Origin of the sequence: Parahoeflea halophila (genome assembly GCF_900220985.1) — a bacterium.
Lineage (GTDB): Bacteria > Pseudomonadota > Alphaproteobacteria > Rhizobiales > Rhizobiaceae > Hoeflea > Hoeflea halophila.
The window spans coordinates 287,912-301,641 of record NZ_OCPC01000003.1 but is presented as its reverse complement, the minus strand read 5'-3'; the positions used below and the strand labels follow the sequence as shown (position 1 = coordinate 301,641).

The following is a 13,730-nucleotide window of genomic DNA, read 5'->3' as shown; positions in this document are numbered from 1 at the left end:
ATCTGTGCGCACCGGAAACCCGGTTCCGGCTGAATTCGGTTACCGGTGCGCAAACTCCTGTTGACAGAGTACCGTACGGTACGGTACAGCCTCTGCATGACATTATCTCCAGCTTCCGAAACTGCTCCCAAGCAGACCGCAGCCCCCGCTGATGCCGCCTTTGGCGCATCGGCGGGCGAGGCGATGTCCGAGCGGAAGCAGGAGGTGCTTGATGCGGTGCTCAAGCTGATGGTGGCCGAGGGCGACGGGTTTTCCGTTGCCGCGGTGGCCCGTGCTGCCAGCTGCTCGAAGGAGACGCTTTACAAGTGGTTCGGCGACCGTGATGGGCTGCTGACCGCCACGGTACGCTGGCAGGCGTCGAAGGTGCGGATGCCAAAGCTGCCGCAGGACAAGCTGACCCGCGACAGCCTCGAAGCCGCACTCAACGGCTTTGCCGAGAACTGGCTCACCGTGCTGACCGGCGACCTGTCGATTGCGCTCAACCGCGCCGCCGTCTCCCACGCCGGATCCGGCAAGAGCCGGCTTGGTGCCATCGTTCTAACCAACGGCCCGTTTGCCATGCGGCAGCGGCTGGCGCCCTTGTTTGAAGCGGGCAGGGCTGCGGGCTTGCTGGATTTCGACGAGGTTGATACGGCTTGCCGCACGTTTTTCGGCCTGGTGGTGGCCGACACCCAGATCCGTGCGCTTCTGGGCGAAGACCGGCGCCCCGATGACACCGAAATCAGGACCATATCCGCAACCGCCGCAGCCCATTTCATGCGCCTTTACGGACGAGGCTGAACCCCGGAGCTGAGGCCAACGCCGCAGCACGGAAACGCTAAGACAGAAGAAACAGAAATTGGCGGCAGGCAGAGTGCCTGCAGCCCTTGCAAGACAAAGACACCATACGCAAACGGGAGACTATCATGCGCGTATATTATGATCGTGACGCCGACCTCAATCTGATCAAGTCCAAGAAGGTGGCCATCATCGGCTACGGTTCGCAGGGCCGGGCGCATGCGCTCAACCTCAAGGATTCGGGCGCAAGCAACGTCGCCGTAGCACTTCGCGAAGGCTCGGCCACGGCCAAGAAGGCCGAAGCCGATGGCTTCAAGGTGATGAGCGTTGCCGAGGCTGCCGGCTGGGCCGACCTTATGATGATGGCGACGCCTGACGAGCTGCAGGCCGACATCTACAAGGATCACATCGAAGCCAATATCCGCGACGGCGCTGCCATAGCCTTTGCCCACGGCCTCAACGTCCATTTCGGCCTGATCGAGCCAAAGGCATCGGTCGATGTCGTCATGATCGCGCCGAAAGGCCCCGGCCACACCGTGCGCGGCGAATACCAGAAGGGCGGCGGTGTACCCTGCTTGATCGCCATCCACCAGGATGCTTCCGGCAACGCCCATGACCTCGCACTCTCCTACGCCTGCGGCGTCGGCGGCGGCCGGTCCGGCATCATCGAGACCAATTTCCGCGAAGAGTGCGAAACCGACCTGTTCGGCGAACAGGTTGTTCTCTGCGGCGGCCTGGTCGAGCTGATCCGCGCCGGTTTCGAAACCCTGGTCGAAGCCGGTTACGCACCGGAAATGGCCTATTTCGAGTGCCTTCACGAGGTCAAGCTGATCGTCGACCTGATCTATGAAGGCGGCATCGCCAACATGAACTACTCGATCTCCAACACCGCCGAGTGGGGCGAGTACGTGACCGGTCCGCGCATCATCACCGAGGAAACCAAGGCCGAGATGAAGCGGGTCCTGCACGACATCCAGACCGGCAAGTTCACTAGCGACTGGATGCAGGAATACAAGGCTGGCGCATCGCGCTTCAAGGGCATCCGCCGCATGAACGACCGTCACCAGATCGAGGAAGTCGGCGAGAAGCTGCGCGGCATGATGCCCTGGATCAAGGGCAACGCGCTGGTCGACAAGGCCAAGAACTAAGTCCTCGTGACAAACCGTTGATCAGAGAGGCCGGGGCGAAAACCCCGGCCTTTCCCGTTCTGGCACAGGCTGGGCTCGCGTATCGCAGCCCCTTTCGCCGTGAGCGACTGAACGCTAAAATTTGAATGAAATCCTACGGGTTATTCCCACCGTGTCTTAACCTTTTGTGAGCCATCATGCTGGTTCGACTGAGCGGCAATCAAGACGATCGGAAAGCCGATGACTTCGAGGCAGCGCAAAACGGCAATGCGGCTGCACCACTGGGATTTTTCCCGTGCGTTGTTTTTGATGTTGGGCATCCCGTTCCATGCTGCGGTGATCTATTCGCTGAGCCACGAATGGTCGGTCGCCTCGCCTGACAAGAGTCAGGCGCTCACCCATCTCGCCGATTTCCTGCACAGCTTCCGCATGCCCGGCTTCTTCCTGCTTGCCGGCCTGTTCTCGATGATGCTCGTCGACCGGCAGGGGGCCTGGCCGTGGCTCAGGGGCCGGCTCATCCGTCTCGGACTGCCGCTGCTTTCGGCGATCTTGCTCATCGTGCCGTTTCAGATCTTGGTCCAGCAGCTGGCGCTTGCCGTCAAGGGCACGGTGCCCGCCTCCGAGGTTCCCGGCCTGATCGCGGCCCAGCTCAGCCAATTCGGCGAACCGTGGATTTCGCATCTGTGGTTTCTTTGGGTGCTGATCGCCTATTGCATGGCGCTGGCGCTCCTGCAGGCACTGAGCAGCGGCACCTTGCGCGCCCGGCTGGAAGCCTTCGTCGACTGGGTCGCTGACAACCGCATCCTCTCGCTGGCGGCCTTTGCCGCCCTCTGCGAACTCGCCGCCCGCGCCCAGGAAATCGTCGCTGCGGCAAGCCCCTATTACGGAAACGCGGTCATCAACTACAATCTCTATGTCGTCTATTTCGGCTTCGGCGCGCTGGTCTATGCGAGCCCCAGGCTCAACGAGCTGCTGCGGAAGCCCGGCCCCATGGCCGCGCTCGCCGGGGTGGTCCTGGTCACGTTCTCGCAGGCGCCGCACACCGACCTGATCGATCACACCCTGAAGGTGATGGCGGCTATCTTCGGAGCCCTCCTGATCGTCGGCTACATCTCGAGCCTGGCGCACCGGCATTTCAACCGCCCGGACGCGCGCGTGCGCAAGCTGGTCGGTGCCTCGTTCACCATCTACCTGTTCCACCATCCGGTGATCTATGTGCTGGCAACACTGTTTCTGATGGTCGACCTGCCGCCGGTCGTCGAATTCACCATCATCGCGCACTTCGCCGGCCTCATTTCCTATGCCGTCCACTTGGCCATCAGCCGCAGCGCGGTGCTGACGCTGGTGTTCAACGGGGTGAGGCGGAAGACCGTGCCGGGCGCCAGGCCGCTCCCGGCAACCGCAGAACGCGGCGGCGCGGCCGTCCGGCGCAGCGACATGGCGACGGATCGCCCTTACCCCGCGAGAAGCTAGGGACAGAGAGGCTCAGCCCGCGCCCATGCCCGCCAGCATCGCTGCAAACGCCACGATGTGGATTAGCATGATCGCCCGGTCGTTCCACAACACGCCGACGGCAAACCAGCCGAACACGCCGATCACAAACAGGTAGAGGTTCCAGGGCGTGAAGCCGAAACCGGTCGCGGTGTAGCCGAGGATCTGAATGGCCGACGCCACCCACTTGATGGCGAAGGCGATCCGCTCGCCCGTAACCCCGTTGAAAACAGCATTGGTCATCGACTTCCCCGGGGGCGCCGGTCAAACCGACCGCGTCAAGCCGCCGTCTATCCTCAGGTTTTGCCCTGTGATGTAGGCGGCATCGTCCGATGCCAGATAGGAAATCAGCGACGAGACCTCGCGCTGATGGCCATAACGCCCCATCGGGATCCGTGCCTTGCGCTCTTCGGTCTCCGGCAGCGAATCGATGAAGCCCGGCAGCACATTGTTCATGCGGATGTTTTTCGCCGCGTAACGGTCTGAATAGAGCTTGGTGAAGGACGCCAGCCCGGCTCGGAACACGCCAGAGGTGGGAAACAGCGGATCGGCTTCGAACGCAGCGAAAGTCGAGATGTTGATGATCGTGCCGCCGCCCTGACGCTCCATCTGCGGCGTGACCAGCCGGACAGGCCGGATCACGTTCATCAGGTAATATTCCATGCCCTTGTGCCAGTCGTCATCGCTGATCGACAGCAGATCGCCCTTCGGCCCGTGCCCGGCGGAATTGACCAGCACATCGATCCGGCCCCAGGCCTTGAGCGCCTTGTCGACAAAGGCCGACAGGGCGTCGGCATCGAGATTGGAGCCGGTGTGGCCCACCCCGCCAAGCTCTTCGGCCAGCGCTTCGCCCTTGCCTGAAGAGGACAGGATGCCGACCTTGAAGCCATCTTCCGCCAGCCTGCGGGCTGCGTCCGCGCCCATGCCGCTGCCGCCTGCGGTGATCAAGGCAACCTTGTGTTCGCTCATTTCGTGTCTCCTTCGGTTGCGCTGAAATTACCGGGCGCCTGAAAGATTGACCAATCATGTTTTCTGGCTAAGACTGTAGAAAATCTACTGTCAGTTGGAGCGCTGCATGCGTCTGCCCAATCTCAACGGCGTGCGCGCCTTCGAGTGCGCTGCCCGGCATCTCAATTTCCGTCTCGCCGCCGAAGAGCTCAATCTCACACAGGGCGCGGTCGCCCAGCAGGTGCGCAATCTCGAAGCCGCGCTTGGCCAGAAGCTGTTTGTCCGCAGGCCACGGGGGTTGGAACTGACCGGCAAAGGCGCGGCCTATTTCACCGAGATCCATGCCGCACTCACCCGCATTGATCAGGCCACCGCACGGCTGGCGCCCCAGACCCGCAGCGTCGTGCTCTCCGTGCCGCCGTCATTTGCCTCGATGTGGCTGATGCCGCGCCTCGCGGAATTCGAGGCGCTGTATCCGGAGATCGAGTTGCAGGTGATTGCTTCCGAGGCGCTGTCCGATTTCGGCGCCGACGGCGTTGATCTGGTGGTCCGGCAGGCAAGCCCGCCCTTCGCGCCAGAGCTCAGATCAGTGGAACTCGCGCCGCTCGAGCTGGTGGCGGTCGCCAGTCCCGCCTATCTGCAAGCCGCGCCGCCGATAGGCAGCCTCGAAGACTTCCGCGCCCACCGGCTGCTCGAAAGCAGCCACCAGTACTGGCGTCAGCTGCTCGGCAGCGACGAAGGTGCCGGCAAGTCCGCACGCATCTCCCGCTTCAACCAGACGGCACTTGCAATTGCCGCCGCCCGCTCCGTCCGCGGCATCGCCATCGCGCCTGAAGTGCTGATCGAAGAGGAGATCAAATCAAAAGATCTGGTGGTGGTCTGGCGCGACGACGCCAGCCCCGCAATCGGCTACCACGCCGTTGCCCCCATCAAACCCGCCCGCCCGGCAAAAGACCGGGATCATCTGGCGGAGTGGTTGTGCGCGCAGTTCGGCAAAGCGTGGGCGTAGGGGCTCTAACCGCCCCGAACCACCCGGCCCAGGCGCTTGATCCCTTCCTCGATCATCGCTTCGGAGGCACAGGAGAACGACAGCCGGATCGTGTTGGCGCCAGAGCCGTCGGCAAAGAAGGCGCGGCCGGGGACGAAGGCGACGCGTTCGCGTCTGATGCTTTCTGCGAGCAGCGCCGCACCGTCGAACTGTTCGGGCAGGGTGACCCAGATGAACATGCCGCCGTCGGGCCTGGTCCAGCTCACGCCTTCGGGCATGTGGCGGGCAAGGGCATCGAGCATGGCGTCGCGGCGGGCCTGGTAGGTCGCCTTGATCTTCGCCACCTGGGCCGAAAACCCTTCGGAGGCGACGGTGTGGATTGCCATCTGGTTGAGCGTCGCCGAATGCAGATCGGCGGCCTGTTTCATCAGCACCAGTTTTGAAACAACCGGCTTTGCCGCGCAGACCCAGCCGACGCGCAAGCCCGGGGCCAGGGTCTTGGAGAACGAGCCGCAATAGATCGTGCGGGTGTTGTCGATCGCGCCGCTGCGCTTGATGTCGAGCGCCAGCAGGGGAGGGACCTCGTCGCCGTCATAGCGGAGCGACTGGTAGGCGGCGTCTTCGATCACGGCGATGTCGAGCGCCTCGGCCAGCTCGAGGATCCTGGTGCGCGCGCTTTCGGGCAGCGTCTCGCCGGTCGGGTTGGCGAAATCGGCCGAGGCATAGGCGAACTTCACCTTCCCGCCCATTGCCTGCGCCGTCTCGCGGTAATCGCCCGCCGAACGGTTGCCGAGCGGGGTGAGCCGGTCGTAGTTCGGTTCATAAGCGTTGAAGGCCTGCAGTGCGCCGAGATAGGTCGGCCAGCCAACCAGCGCGGTGTCGCCCTTCGAAAGGAACAGTTTTCCGAGATAGTCGAGCGCCTGCTGCGAGCCCGAGGTGATCATGATGTTGTCGGCGGTGCAGGCTATGCCGAGCGAGCCCATGCGGGTGACCAGCCAGTCCCGCAACGGCTTGTAGCCTTCGCTGACCGAATATTGCAGCGCCGCGCCCTTCGTGTCCCCCGTTAGCGCCGAGCGGAGCGCCGCGCCAAAAGCTTCGGCGGGAAACAGCGCCGGGTCGGGAATGCCGCCGGCAAAGGAAATCACGTCGGGCTGATCGAGCAGCTTCAGCAATTCGCGGATTTCCGATGCCTTCATCCGCTCCGCCCGCGTGGCGAACAGATGTGGCCAGTCAAGACCGTGTCCAGCCGCAAGCGCGCCGGTCGTATCAGCCTGCATCTGAGTGCTCATCTCCATTCCCCCATTTGCCATGCCAGGGGCGACGTGCCCCTCATTTCGGCAGCTCATGATTTCAATTCGTCAGGCAGAGCGGATTTCGCGCAACAATCATGCGCTCAAGGCGGCCCGGGGGAAACAATGATCACGAATCGGAATTTATGTCAATAATGCTGACCTATTTTGGTGTGACCGGATTCAGGGAGATCCCGGCGATTGATGCTGGCCAGCCGCACCTGTCGCGATCCTAATCGGTTAGATTGACGCAGGTGTTCATTTCGTCCGCTGCGGACATTGCTTTTCCACGAATAATGCAAAGGATTGGCTTGTCCTGATCGAATGCGATGACTAAGTGACGAACATAATTTCACGCCAAGTGGAAATCAGAGGGCCGTCCCCCGGGGAATATTGATGAGCGCAGCTGCGCCTGGTGCGACTTTTATTGTCTTGATGCTGCCATTCCTGGCGGCGGTGGTTGCTCCGTGGCTGACGCGCCGTCTTGGCCACAATGCCGCCTGGCTTCTGGCCTTGGCGCCGCTGGCGATCTTCATCCATTTTCTTGGCTTTGCTGCCGAGGTGGCCGATGGCGGCATCGTCACCGGCGGCTTTCAGTGGGTCCCCTCCTACAACGTCAGCTTCTCCTGGCTGATAGACGGCCTGTCGCTCACTTTCGCAATTCTGATTTCCGGCATCGGCACGCTGATCATCCTCTATTCGGGTGGTTACCTGAAGGGGCACGCCCAGCTTGGCCGCTTCTTCTCGTTCATGCTTCTGTTCATGGGCGCCATGCTCGGCGTGGTCATCTCCGACAGCTTCCTGATGCTGTTTGTCTATTGGGAACTGACCTCCATCACCTCGTTCCTGCTCATCGGCTTTGATCACACCCGCGAGGCCTCGCGCCGCGCCGCCGTCCAGGCGCTGGTGGTGACCGGTGGCGGCGGCCTGGCGTTGCTCGCAGGCCTGCTGGTGATCTGGAACATTACCGGCGTGACCCAGCTGTCGCTGCTGCTCAACTACGGCGACGAGCTCCGCGCCAGCCCGTTCTACCTTCTGGCGCTGTTCCTGGTGCTTGGCGGCGCGTTTTCCAAATCGGCACAGTTTCCGCTGCATTTCTGGTTGCCGAACGCCATGGAAGCGCCGACACCGGTCTCGGCCTATCTGCATTCGGCCACCATGGTCAAAGCCGGCGTCTATCTTCTGATGCGCCTTAACCCGGTGCTCGGCGAGACCGTCTGGTGGGAAACCATCCTGCCGGTCTTTGGCGGCGCCACGCTGATTGTCGGCACGCTGCTTGCCATCCGCCAGACCGATCTCAAGCTGATGCTCGCTTACACCACGGTGTCCTCGCTCGGCCTCCTGGTCATGCTGACCGGCTTCGGTTCCGAGCACGCCGTCGCCGCAGCCGTGCTCTATCTGGTGGCGCATTCGCTGTTCAAGGGCGGATTGTTCATGGTCGCCGGCCTGATCGACCACGAGGCCGGCACCCGCGACGTGACCAGGCTCGGCGGACTGCGCAAGGCAATGCCGGTCACATTCTTTGCTGCCATCGCCGCTGCCATTTCCATGGCCGGTCTGCCGCCCTTCTTCGGCTTTCTCGCCAAGGAGGAAATCTACTACGCGCTCTGGGCCACCGATATCTGGTCTCTGGCCTTTGTCGCCGTTGCGGTCATCGGCAATGGCCTGATGTTCGTCATCGGCTTTGCCGTTGCCATCAAGCCGTTCCTTGGCCCCGCGGTCAAAACCCCGAAGGCGGCCCATGAAGGCCCGGTACTGCTCTGGCTCGGGCCTCTGACGCTCAGCCTGGCAGCATTGGCGGCAGCGCTGGTGTCGCCGCTCACCCACCGCTTCATCTCTTCACCGATGGCGAGCGCCGTCGCCGGGGCGCCCGAAGAGGTGACCATCTCGCTGATCCCGCACATGGGTCCGGCGCTGATCCTGTCGATTGTCACCGTCATCTTCGGCATCATCGCCTACCGCATGCTCGACCGGCTGCGCGCCGGCATGGCGTCGCTGCTTGCCGCCATCGGCTGGGGACCGGACCGGGGTTTCGACCAGTTCGTCTCCGGTCTCGTGCGGCTTTCGGTCTCGCTGACCAGGATTCTTCAGCCCGGCCGGCTGGACATCTACATGACCGTCACCTTCCTGATGATCGCCGCCGCCTTGATCGGCCCCATGGCCTGGTACGGCGAATGGCCGGCTGTTCCGGTCTGGCCGGACGATGTTCAGTTTCATGAACTGGTGGTCATCGCCATCGGTGTGATCGGCCTGCTTGCCGTGCTCTATGCGCGCGACCGGCTCATCGCGATTGTCTCGCTGGGCGTCCAGGGCTTTGCCGTGGCGTTGATCTTCATGCTGTTTGGCGCGCCGGACCTGTCCTTCACCCAGTTCATGGTCGAAACGCTCGCCGTCGTCATTCTTGCCCTGGTGATGACCCGCCTGAAGCTGCATGCTTCCGACCACCGGCCAACGCTGCAAAAGCTTTTCGACATGAGCGTGTCGCTTGCCTGCGGGATCGGTTTCACCCTCTATCTGATCGCGGTGACGCAGCAGCCCTTCAACACGGCTCTCAGCGAGTTTTTCGCGGCCTATTCGAAGGTCGTCGCGCACGGCACCAACGTGGTCAACGTCATCCTGGTCGACTTCCGCGGAACAGATACGCTGGGCGAGATTGCCGTGGTCATGGTCGCAGGCCTGGCCATCCTGGCCCTGATCCGGATCCGCACGCCGCGCGCCCGGGTGGCGGATAATGATCCTGACGGAATCGCCGTCGCCGATCAGACAGCGGAGGCAAGATGACATGCGCACGGTAATCTTCCGCTCGATCGCGCCTTACCTGACCAGCTTGATGGTGCTGTTTTCGGTCTTCGTTCTGCTGCGTGGCCACAATGAGCCCGGCGGCGGCTTTATCGGCGGCCTGATCGCTGCGTCGGCCCTGGCGATCTACGGCATTGCCTGCGGTGTTGCTCCGGTGCGCCGCGCCATCTATTTTCATCCGATGGCGATTGCCGCCTTCGGCCTGTTCATGGCTGCCATGGCCGGTGTGCTTTCGGTCTTTGCCGGCGTTCCCTACATGTCGGGGCTCTGGATCTATCCGCAGATCTTCGGCGCGGAAGTCGCCCTGTCGAGCGTGCTGGTCTTCGATGTCGGTGTCTATCTGGTGGTGGTTGGCGCGATCTCCTCGATTGCGCTGGCGCTTGAGGAAAGGGACCGCGACTGATGGAACCAATTTTCGCCATCCTGGTGGGCGCATTTTTCACCGTCGCCATCTACCTGTTTTTGTCCAAGCACATCATCCGGGTGCTGATGGGTGCGGCCATTCTCGGCAACGCCGTCAACCTGCTGATCTTCACCGCCGGGCGGGTCACGCGGGAAGTACCGCCGATCATCGGCGGCGACAGCGATGCCCTGAGCGATTTTGCCGCCAATCCACTGCCGCAGGCCCTGGTCCTGACGGCCATCGTGATCTCGTTCTCGTTCTTTGCCTTCCTGCTGGTGCTGGGCTACCGCGCCTTCCAGGAACTGCACACCGACAATTCCGACGAGATGCGCGTCGCTGAGCCGATGGCCGAGCCATCGCCGCCAACTGGTTACTGAGGGAGCCGGGTATGGCTGGTAAAAGCGAACCTCTGGCAGACCTCTCCGTCGCCTACACCATGGACAAGGTACCGGCTGCTGACTGGCTGGTGGCGGCTCCTGTGGTCTGGTGCATCCTGCTCGGCGCGATCCTTTTGATGCTGCGCAAGCGGACCGATATCCAGCCGTTGGTCGCCATTCCGGCGCTTGGCATCCTGGTGCTGATGACGTTTGCGCTTTTGGCCCATGTCATCCAGAACGGCACCGTCACCATGACCATGGGGCGCTGGTTGCCGCCATTCGGCATTTCCTTCACGGTCGATCTGCTCGGCGCATTCTTTGCAGCAACCTCTGCGCTGGTGGCGCTGGGGGCTGGCATCTACGGCCGCTCCGATGTCGATGACACCGGCCGCCGTTATGGTTTCTACCCGTTCCTGCTGCTGATCATGGCCGGTATTCTCGGCGCCTTCATGACCGGGGACATCTTCAATCTCTATGTCTGGTTCGAAGTTCTGCTGATCTCGTCCTTCGGCTTGCTGGTGCTTGGCTCCGAGCGCAAGCAGCTGGACGGGGCGGTCAAATATGCCTTCCTCAACCTGGTCGCCACGACGCTGTTCCTGGTCGCGACCGGCTATCTCTATGGCCTGTTCGGCACCCTCAACATGGCCGACATCACCGTCAAGGCGTCGGAGTTGCGCGGCACGGCGCCGCTGATGACGCTGGTCACGCTCTATCTGCTGGCCTTCGCCATGAAGGCGGCTGCGTTTCCGGTCAATTTCTGGCTGCCCGCGTCCTACCACACCCCGCGGCTGGTGGTTTCGGCGCTGTTTGCCGGCCTCTTGACCAAGGTCGGCATCTACGCGCTGCTCCGCATCCTCGGGATGCTGTTTCCGTTCGAGCGCGAGGAGCTGTCGTTCCTGATTGCGATCGCAGCCGCCTTGACCATGATTCTCGGCGTCGTCGGGGCGCTGGCGCAGAACGACATCCGCCGCTCGCTCGGCTTTCTGGTGATTTCCGGCATCGGGGTGATGATGGCAGGCCTGGCGCTCGGCAGCCCGGCCGGCCTGTCCGGCGCGATCTTCTACGCCGCCCATTCGATGGTGGTGATGACGGCGCTGTATTTCGCCACCGGCATCGGTGCGCGGCTTGGCGGCAGTTTCGAACTCACCAGCGCAGGCGGGCTTTACGCCAGGAACGCATTTCTCGCTGCGATGACGCTGATCCTGTTCCTTTCCGTGGCAGGGCTGCCGCCGTTCTCCGGGCTCTGGCCCAAGATCATGCTGGTCAAGGCATCGCTCGACATCGGTGCCTGGTGGCTGGCCGGAGCGATTCTCGTGACCGGGCTCCTGACAACGATTACCGTCGGGCGGATCTGGGTGTTGGCTTATTGGCGTCCGGCTCCGGGCGAGGGCCCGGCAACAATGGTGCCGGCCTCGTTATCGGCCGGCGCGACCATTGCGCTTGCCGGCCTGGTTGCCGTCACGATAGCCGCCGGTGTCTGGCCCGAGCCGGTGATGGCACTGGCGCAGGATGCCGCCCGCGGGCTGATTGATCCCTCCGCCTATGTGCTGTCGGTCTTTCCCGTGGAGGCGTCGCAATGAGCCTGTTCCTGGTCAATCTTCTGCTCGCCCTGAGCTGGTCGGCGGTCACCGGTTCGTTCAGTTTCCTGAACTTTGCCTTCGGCTTCCTGCTTGCGATCTTTGCGCTGTCGCTGATTCGCGAGCAGGTCGGGTCGGTCGGGTATTTTTCGCGCGCCCGCCGGGTGCTGTCGCTGTTGGTGCTGTTCGTTTATGAACTGGTGCTCTCGGCCTGGCGCGTTGCGGTCATGGTGCTGTCGCCGAACATGAACCTGAAACCGGGAATTTTCGCCTATCCGTTGCGGGTCGATCGCGATTTCGAGATCACCATGCTGGCCAATCTTATTACCCTGACGCCCGGCACGCTGTCGGTGGACGTTTCCGACGACCGGCGCATTCTCTACGTGCATGCCATCGATGCCTCGGACCCGGAAGCCGCTCGCCGCGACATTGCCGAAGGCTTCGAGCGCAAGATCATGGAGGCGTTCCGATGATCAGTGTCGCCGCGATTTTTGATTCTGCCGTCACCCTTGCTCTGGCGATCCTGAGCCTGTCGTTCCTGGTCACCATCTACCGCATCGTCAAGGGACCGACCTTGCCCGACCGGATCCTCGGTCTCGACATGCTTGTTGCCATTGCCATCGGCTTCATCGCGGTGATCGGCATCAAGACCGGCTACACGCTCTACGTCGATGTCGCCATTGCGCTGGGTCTGGTGGGCTTTCTCGCCACCGTTGCCTTTGCCCGATTCGTGCTGTCGCGTGGCAAGACCGAGGATGACATCATTACCGAAGCCCGCCAGGCTGCTGCAGCCGCACGCAAGGCGGCCTTGAGCGCGGGACCGGACGCCAAGGCTCGTACCGCCACCGCACCGTCGTCAGGCGATAACAAGATTTCCGGGAGGCAAGACCATGAATGATGTCGTCACATTGATTTCTGCCGCCCTGCTGGTGATCGGCTCTGTTTTCGCTCTCGTTGCTTCAATCGGTCTGCTGCGCCTGCCAGATCTCTACACGCGCATGCATGCGGCGTCCAAGGCCGGAACGATGGGGGCCTGCCTGATGCTGATCGCGCTGGCCGTTCAAGCAAACGACGTCGGAACCATGTCTCGGGCTCTTGCCGGCGTTGTCTTTTTCCTGCTCACTGCCCCGGTTTCGTCGCATCTTCTGGCTAAGGCTGCCTATGCGGTGGGATACCGGTTAGCTTCGATTTCCGTCATGGATGAGATGAAGCCGGAAGATTAGGTGAGCAAAACCACCAATGTAGTTCAATGTTGAGCACAACTTTTAAATTTATTTTGATCGGTGTTTCCCGTATTAATTACATTTAGTCGTAAAATTTCTTTAAAATTGTATTGATGCTGGTAATTTTGTATAAGAAATAGTACTTGTTTCATGTGTAAAACAATGTAAATCCAGTGTCGCAGACGGTCAGGTCGGATTTTGCGTTATTTGTAACCATTTTTCCGGCGCCTGGGCAGTTGGTATATTAGAAAAGAGTTAGGACCAGACTATGACAGAAACGAACACGGACAATGGCGCGGAACTGCTCATTGAGCTGACCGCAGAGATTGTTGCTGCCTATGTGAGCAACAACTCAGTAGCCGCCAATGATCTCCCCAACGTCATTACCCAGGTGCATGCCGCTCTTGGTGGAGCAACTGCGCCGGCGGAAGAAGTCGTCGAAAAGCCGAAGCCGGCAGTTTCGGTTCGCCGCTCGATCCAGAATGACTATCTGATCTGCCTGGAAGACGGACAGAAATTCAAATCGCTCAAGCGCCATCTGATGACCCATTACGGGCTGACGCCAGAGCAGTACCGCGAAAAGTGGGATCTGCCCGCAGACTATCCGATGGTTGCCCCGTCCTATGCAGAGGCGCGTTCGCGTTTGGCAAAGGAAATGGGCCTCGGGCAGAAGCGCAAGCGCGGCAAGTAAGCCTCTGCCACCGGCTCCAGTGCGGTTTTGTCGTCAACCC

Annotated in this window: 15 protein-coding genes; 12 read left to right on the top strand and 3 right to left on the bottom strand. The window is 61.8% G+C overall.

The window, feature by feature from the left end:
- Positions 1-183: 183 nt before the first annotated feature.
- The 3 genes from CRO46_RS11960 (at position 184) to CRO46_RS11950 (ending at position 3,377) form a co-directional block, all read left to right on the top strand.
- Positions 184-780, top strand: coding sequence for a TetR/AcrR family transcriptional regulator C-terminal domain-containing protein (locus CRO46_RS11960; protein WP_244577887.1), 597 nt, complete (start codon positions 184-186; stop codon positions 778-780).
- A gap of 125 nt (positions 781-905) precedes the next feature.
- The gene (gene ilvC, locus CRO46_RS11955; protein WP_097108000.1) at positions 906-1,925 is read left to right on the top strand and encodes a ketol-acid reductoisomerase; all 1,020 of its coding nucleotides are present in this window, start codon (positions 906-908) and stop codon (positions 1,923-1,925) included.
- Positions 1,926-2,144: 219 nt separating this feature from the next.
- Positions 2,145-3,377, top strand: coding sequence for an acyltransferase family protein (locus CRO46_RS11950; RefSeq protein ID WP_097107999.1), 1,233 nt, complete (start codon positions 2,145-2,147; stop codon positions 3,375-3,377).
- A gap of 12 nt (positions 3,378-3,389) precedes the next feature.
- Here CRO46_RS11950 and CRO46_RS11945 read toward each other — a convergent pair whose 3' ends face one another.
- Complete coding sequence (locus CRO46_RS11945; RefSeq protein ID WP_097107998.1) at positions 3,390-3,638, bottom strand: DUF6552 family protein; 249 nt, start codon at positions 3,636-3,638, stop codon at positions 3,390-3,392.
- Positions 3,639-3,659: 21 nt separating this feature from the next.
- Positions 3,660-4,364 carry an SDR family oxidoreductase gene (locus tag CRO46_RS11940; RefSeq protein ID WP_097107997.1) on the bottom strand — a complete coding sequence of 235 codons (705 nt, stop codon included), beginning with the start codon at positions 4,362-4,364 and terminating at the stop codon, positions 3,660-3,662.
- Between the two features lie 106 nt (positions 4,365-4,470).
- Here CRO46_RS11940 and CRO46_RS11935 point away from each other — a divergent pair, with 106 nt between their 5' ends.
- Positions 4,471-5,352 (top strand): LysR substrate-binding domain-containing protein, encoded by an 882-nt coding sequence (locus CRO46_RS11935; protein WP_097107996.1) that lies wholly within the window; start codon positions 4,471-4,473, stop codon positions 5,350-5,352.
- 5 nt (positions 5,353-5,357) lie between these two features.
- Here the strand turns inward: CRO46_RS11935 and CRO46_RS11930 are convergent, their stop codons facing one another.
- Positions 5,358-6,620 carry an aminotransferase-like domain-containing protein gene (locus tag CRO46_RS11930; RefSeq protein WP_244577870.1) on the bottom strand — a complete coding sequence of 421 codons (1,263 nt, stop codon included), beginning with the start codon at positions 6,618-6,620 and terminating at the stop codon, positions 5,358-5,360.
- Positions 6,621-7,016: 396 nt separating this feature from the next.
- Here CRO46_RS11930 and CRO46_RS11925 point away from each other — a divergent pair, with 396 nt between their 5' ends.
- From CRO46_RS11925 to CRO46_RS11890, 8 genes are all read left to right on the top strand, one after another.
- Positions 7,017-9,401 (top strand): putative monovalent cation/H+ antiporter subunit A, encoded by a 2,385-nt coding sequence (locus CRO46_RS11925; RefSeq protein ID WP_097107995.1) that lies wholly within the window; start codon positions 7,017-7,019, stop codon positions 9,399-9,401.
- A gap of 1 nt (position 9,402) precedes the next feature.
- Positions 9,403-9,822 carry a Na(+)/H(+) antiporter subunit B gene (locus CRO46_RS11920; RefSeq protein WP_097107994.1) on the top strand — a complete coding sequence of 140 codons (420 nt, stop codon included), beginning with the start codon at positions 9,403-9,405 and terminating at the stop codon, positions 9,820-9,822.
- Complete coding sequence (locus tag CRO46_RS11915) at positions 9,822-10,199, top strand: Na+/H+ antiporter subunit C (protein WP_097107993.1); 378 nt, start codon at positions 9,822-9,824, stop codon at positions 10,197-10,199. The genes CRO46_RS11920 and CRO46_RS11915 overlap by 1 nt, the downstream gene beginning before the upstream one ends.
- Positions 10,200-10,210: 11 nt before the next feature.
- Positions 10,211-11,779: a Na+/H+ antiporter subunit D gene (locus CRO46_RS11910; protein WP_097107992.1), complete on the top strand. Its 1,569-nt coding sequence runs from the start codon at positions 10,211-10,213 to the stop codon at positions 11,777-11,779.
- Positions 11,776-12,249, top strand: coding sequence for a Na+/H+ antiporter subunit E (locus CRO46_RS11905; RefSeq protein WP_097107991.1), 474 nt, complete (start codon positions 11,776-11,778; stop codon positions 12,247-12,249). The genes CRO46_RS11910 and CRO46_RS11905 overlap by 4 nt, the downstream gene beginning before the upstream one ends.
- Positions 12,246-12,674, top strand: coding sequence for a cation:proton antiporter (locus CRO46_RS11900; protein WP_097107990.1), 429 nt, complete (start codon positions 12,246-12,248; stop codon positions 12,672-12,674). Before CRO46_RS11905 ends, CRO46_RS11900 begins: the two co-directional genes overlap by 4 nt.
- On the top strand, positions 12,667-12,999 hold the full coding sequence (gene mnhG, locus CRO46_RS11895) for a monovalent cation/H(+) antiporter subunit G (protein ID WP_097107989.1): 333 nt from the start codon (positions 12,667-12,669) through the stop codon (positions 12,997-12,999). The genes CRO46_RS11900 and mnhG overlap by 8 nt, the downstream gene beginning before the upstream one ends.
- Positions 13,000-13,267: 268 nt before the next feature.
- Entirely contained in the window at positions 13,268-13,690 is a 423-nt protein-coding gene (locus tag CRO46_RS11890) for a Ros/MucR family transcriptional regulator (RefSeq protein WP_097107988.1), read from the top strand.
- The last annotated feature ends 40 nt before the right edge of the window (positions 13,691-13,730 follow it).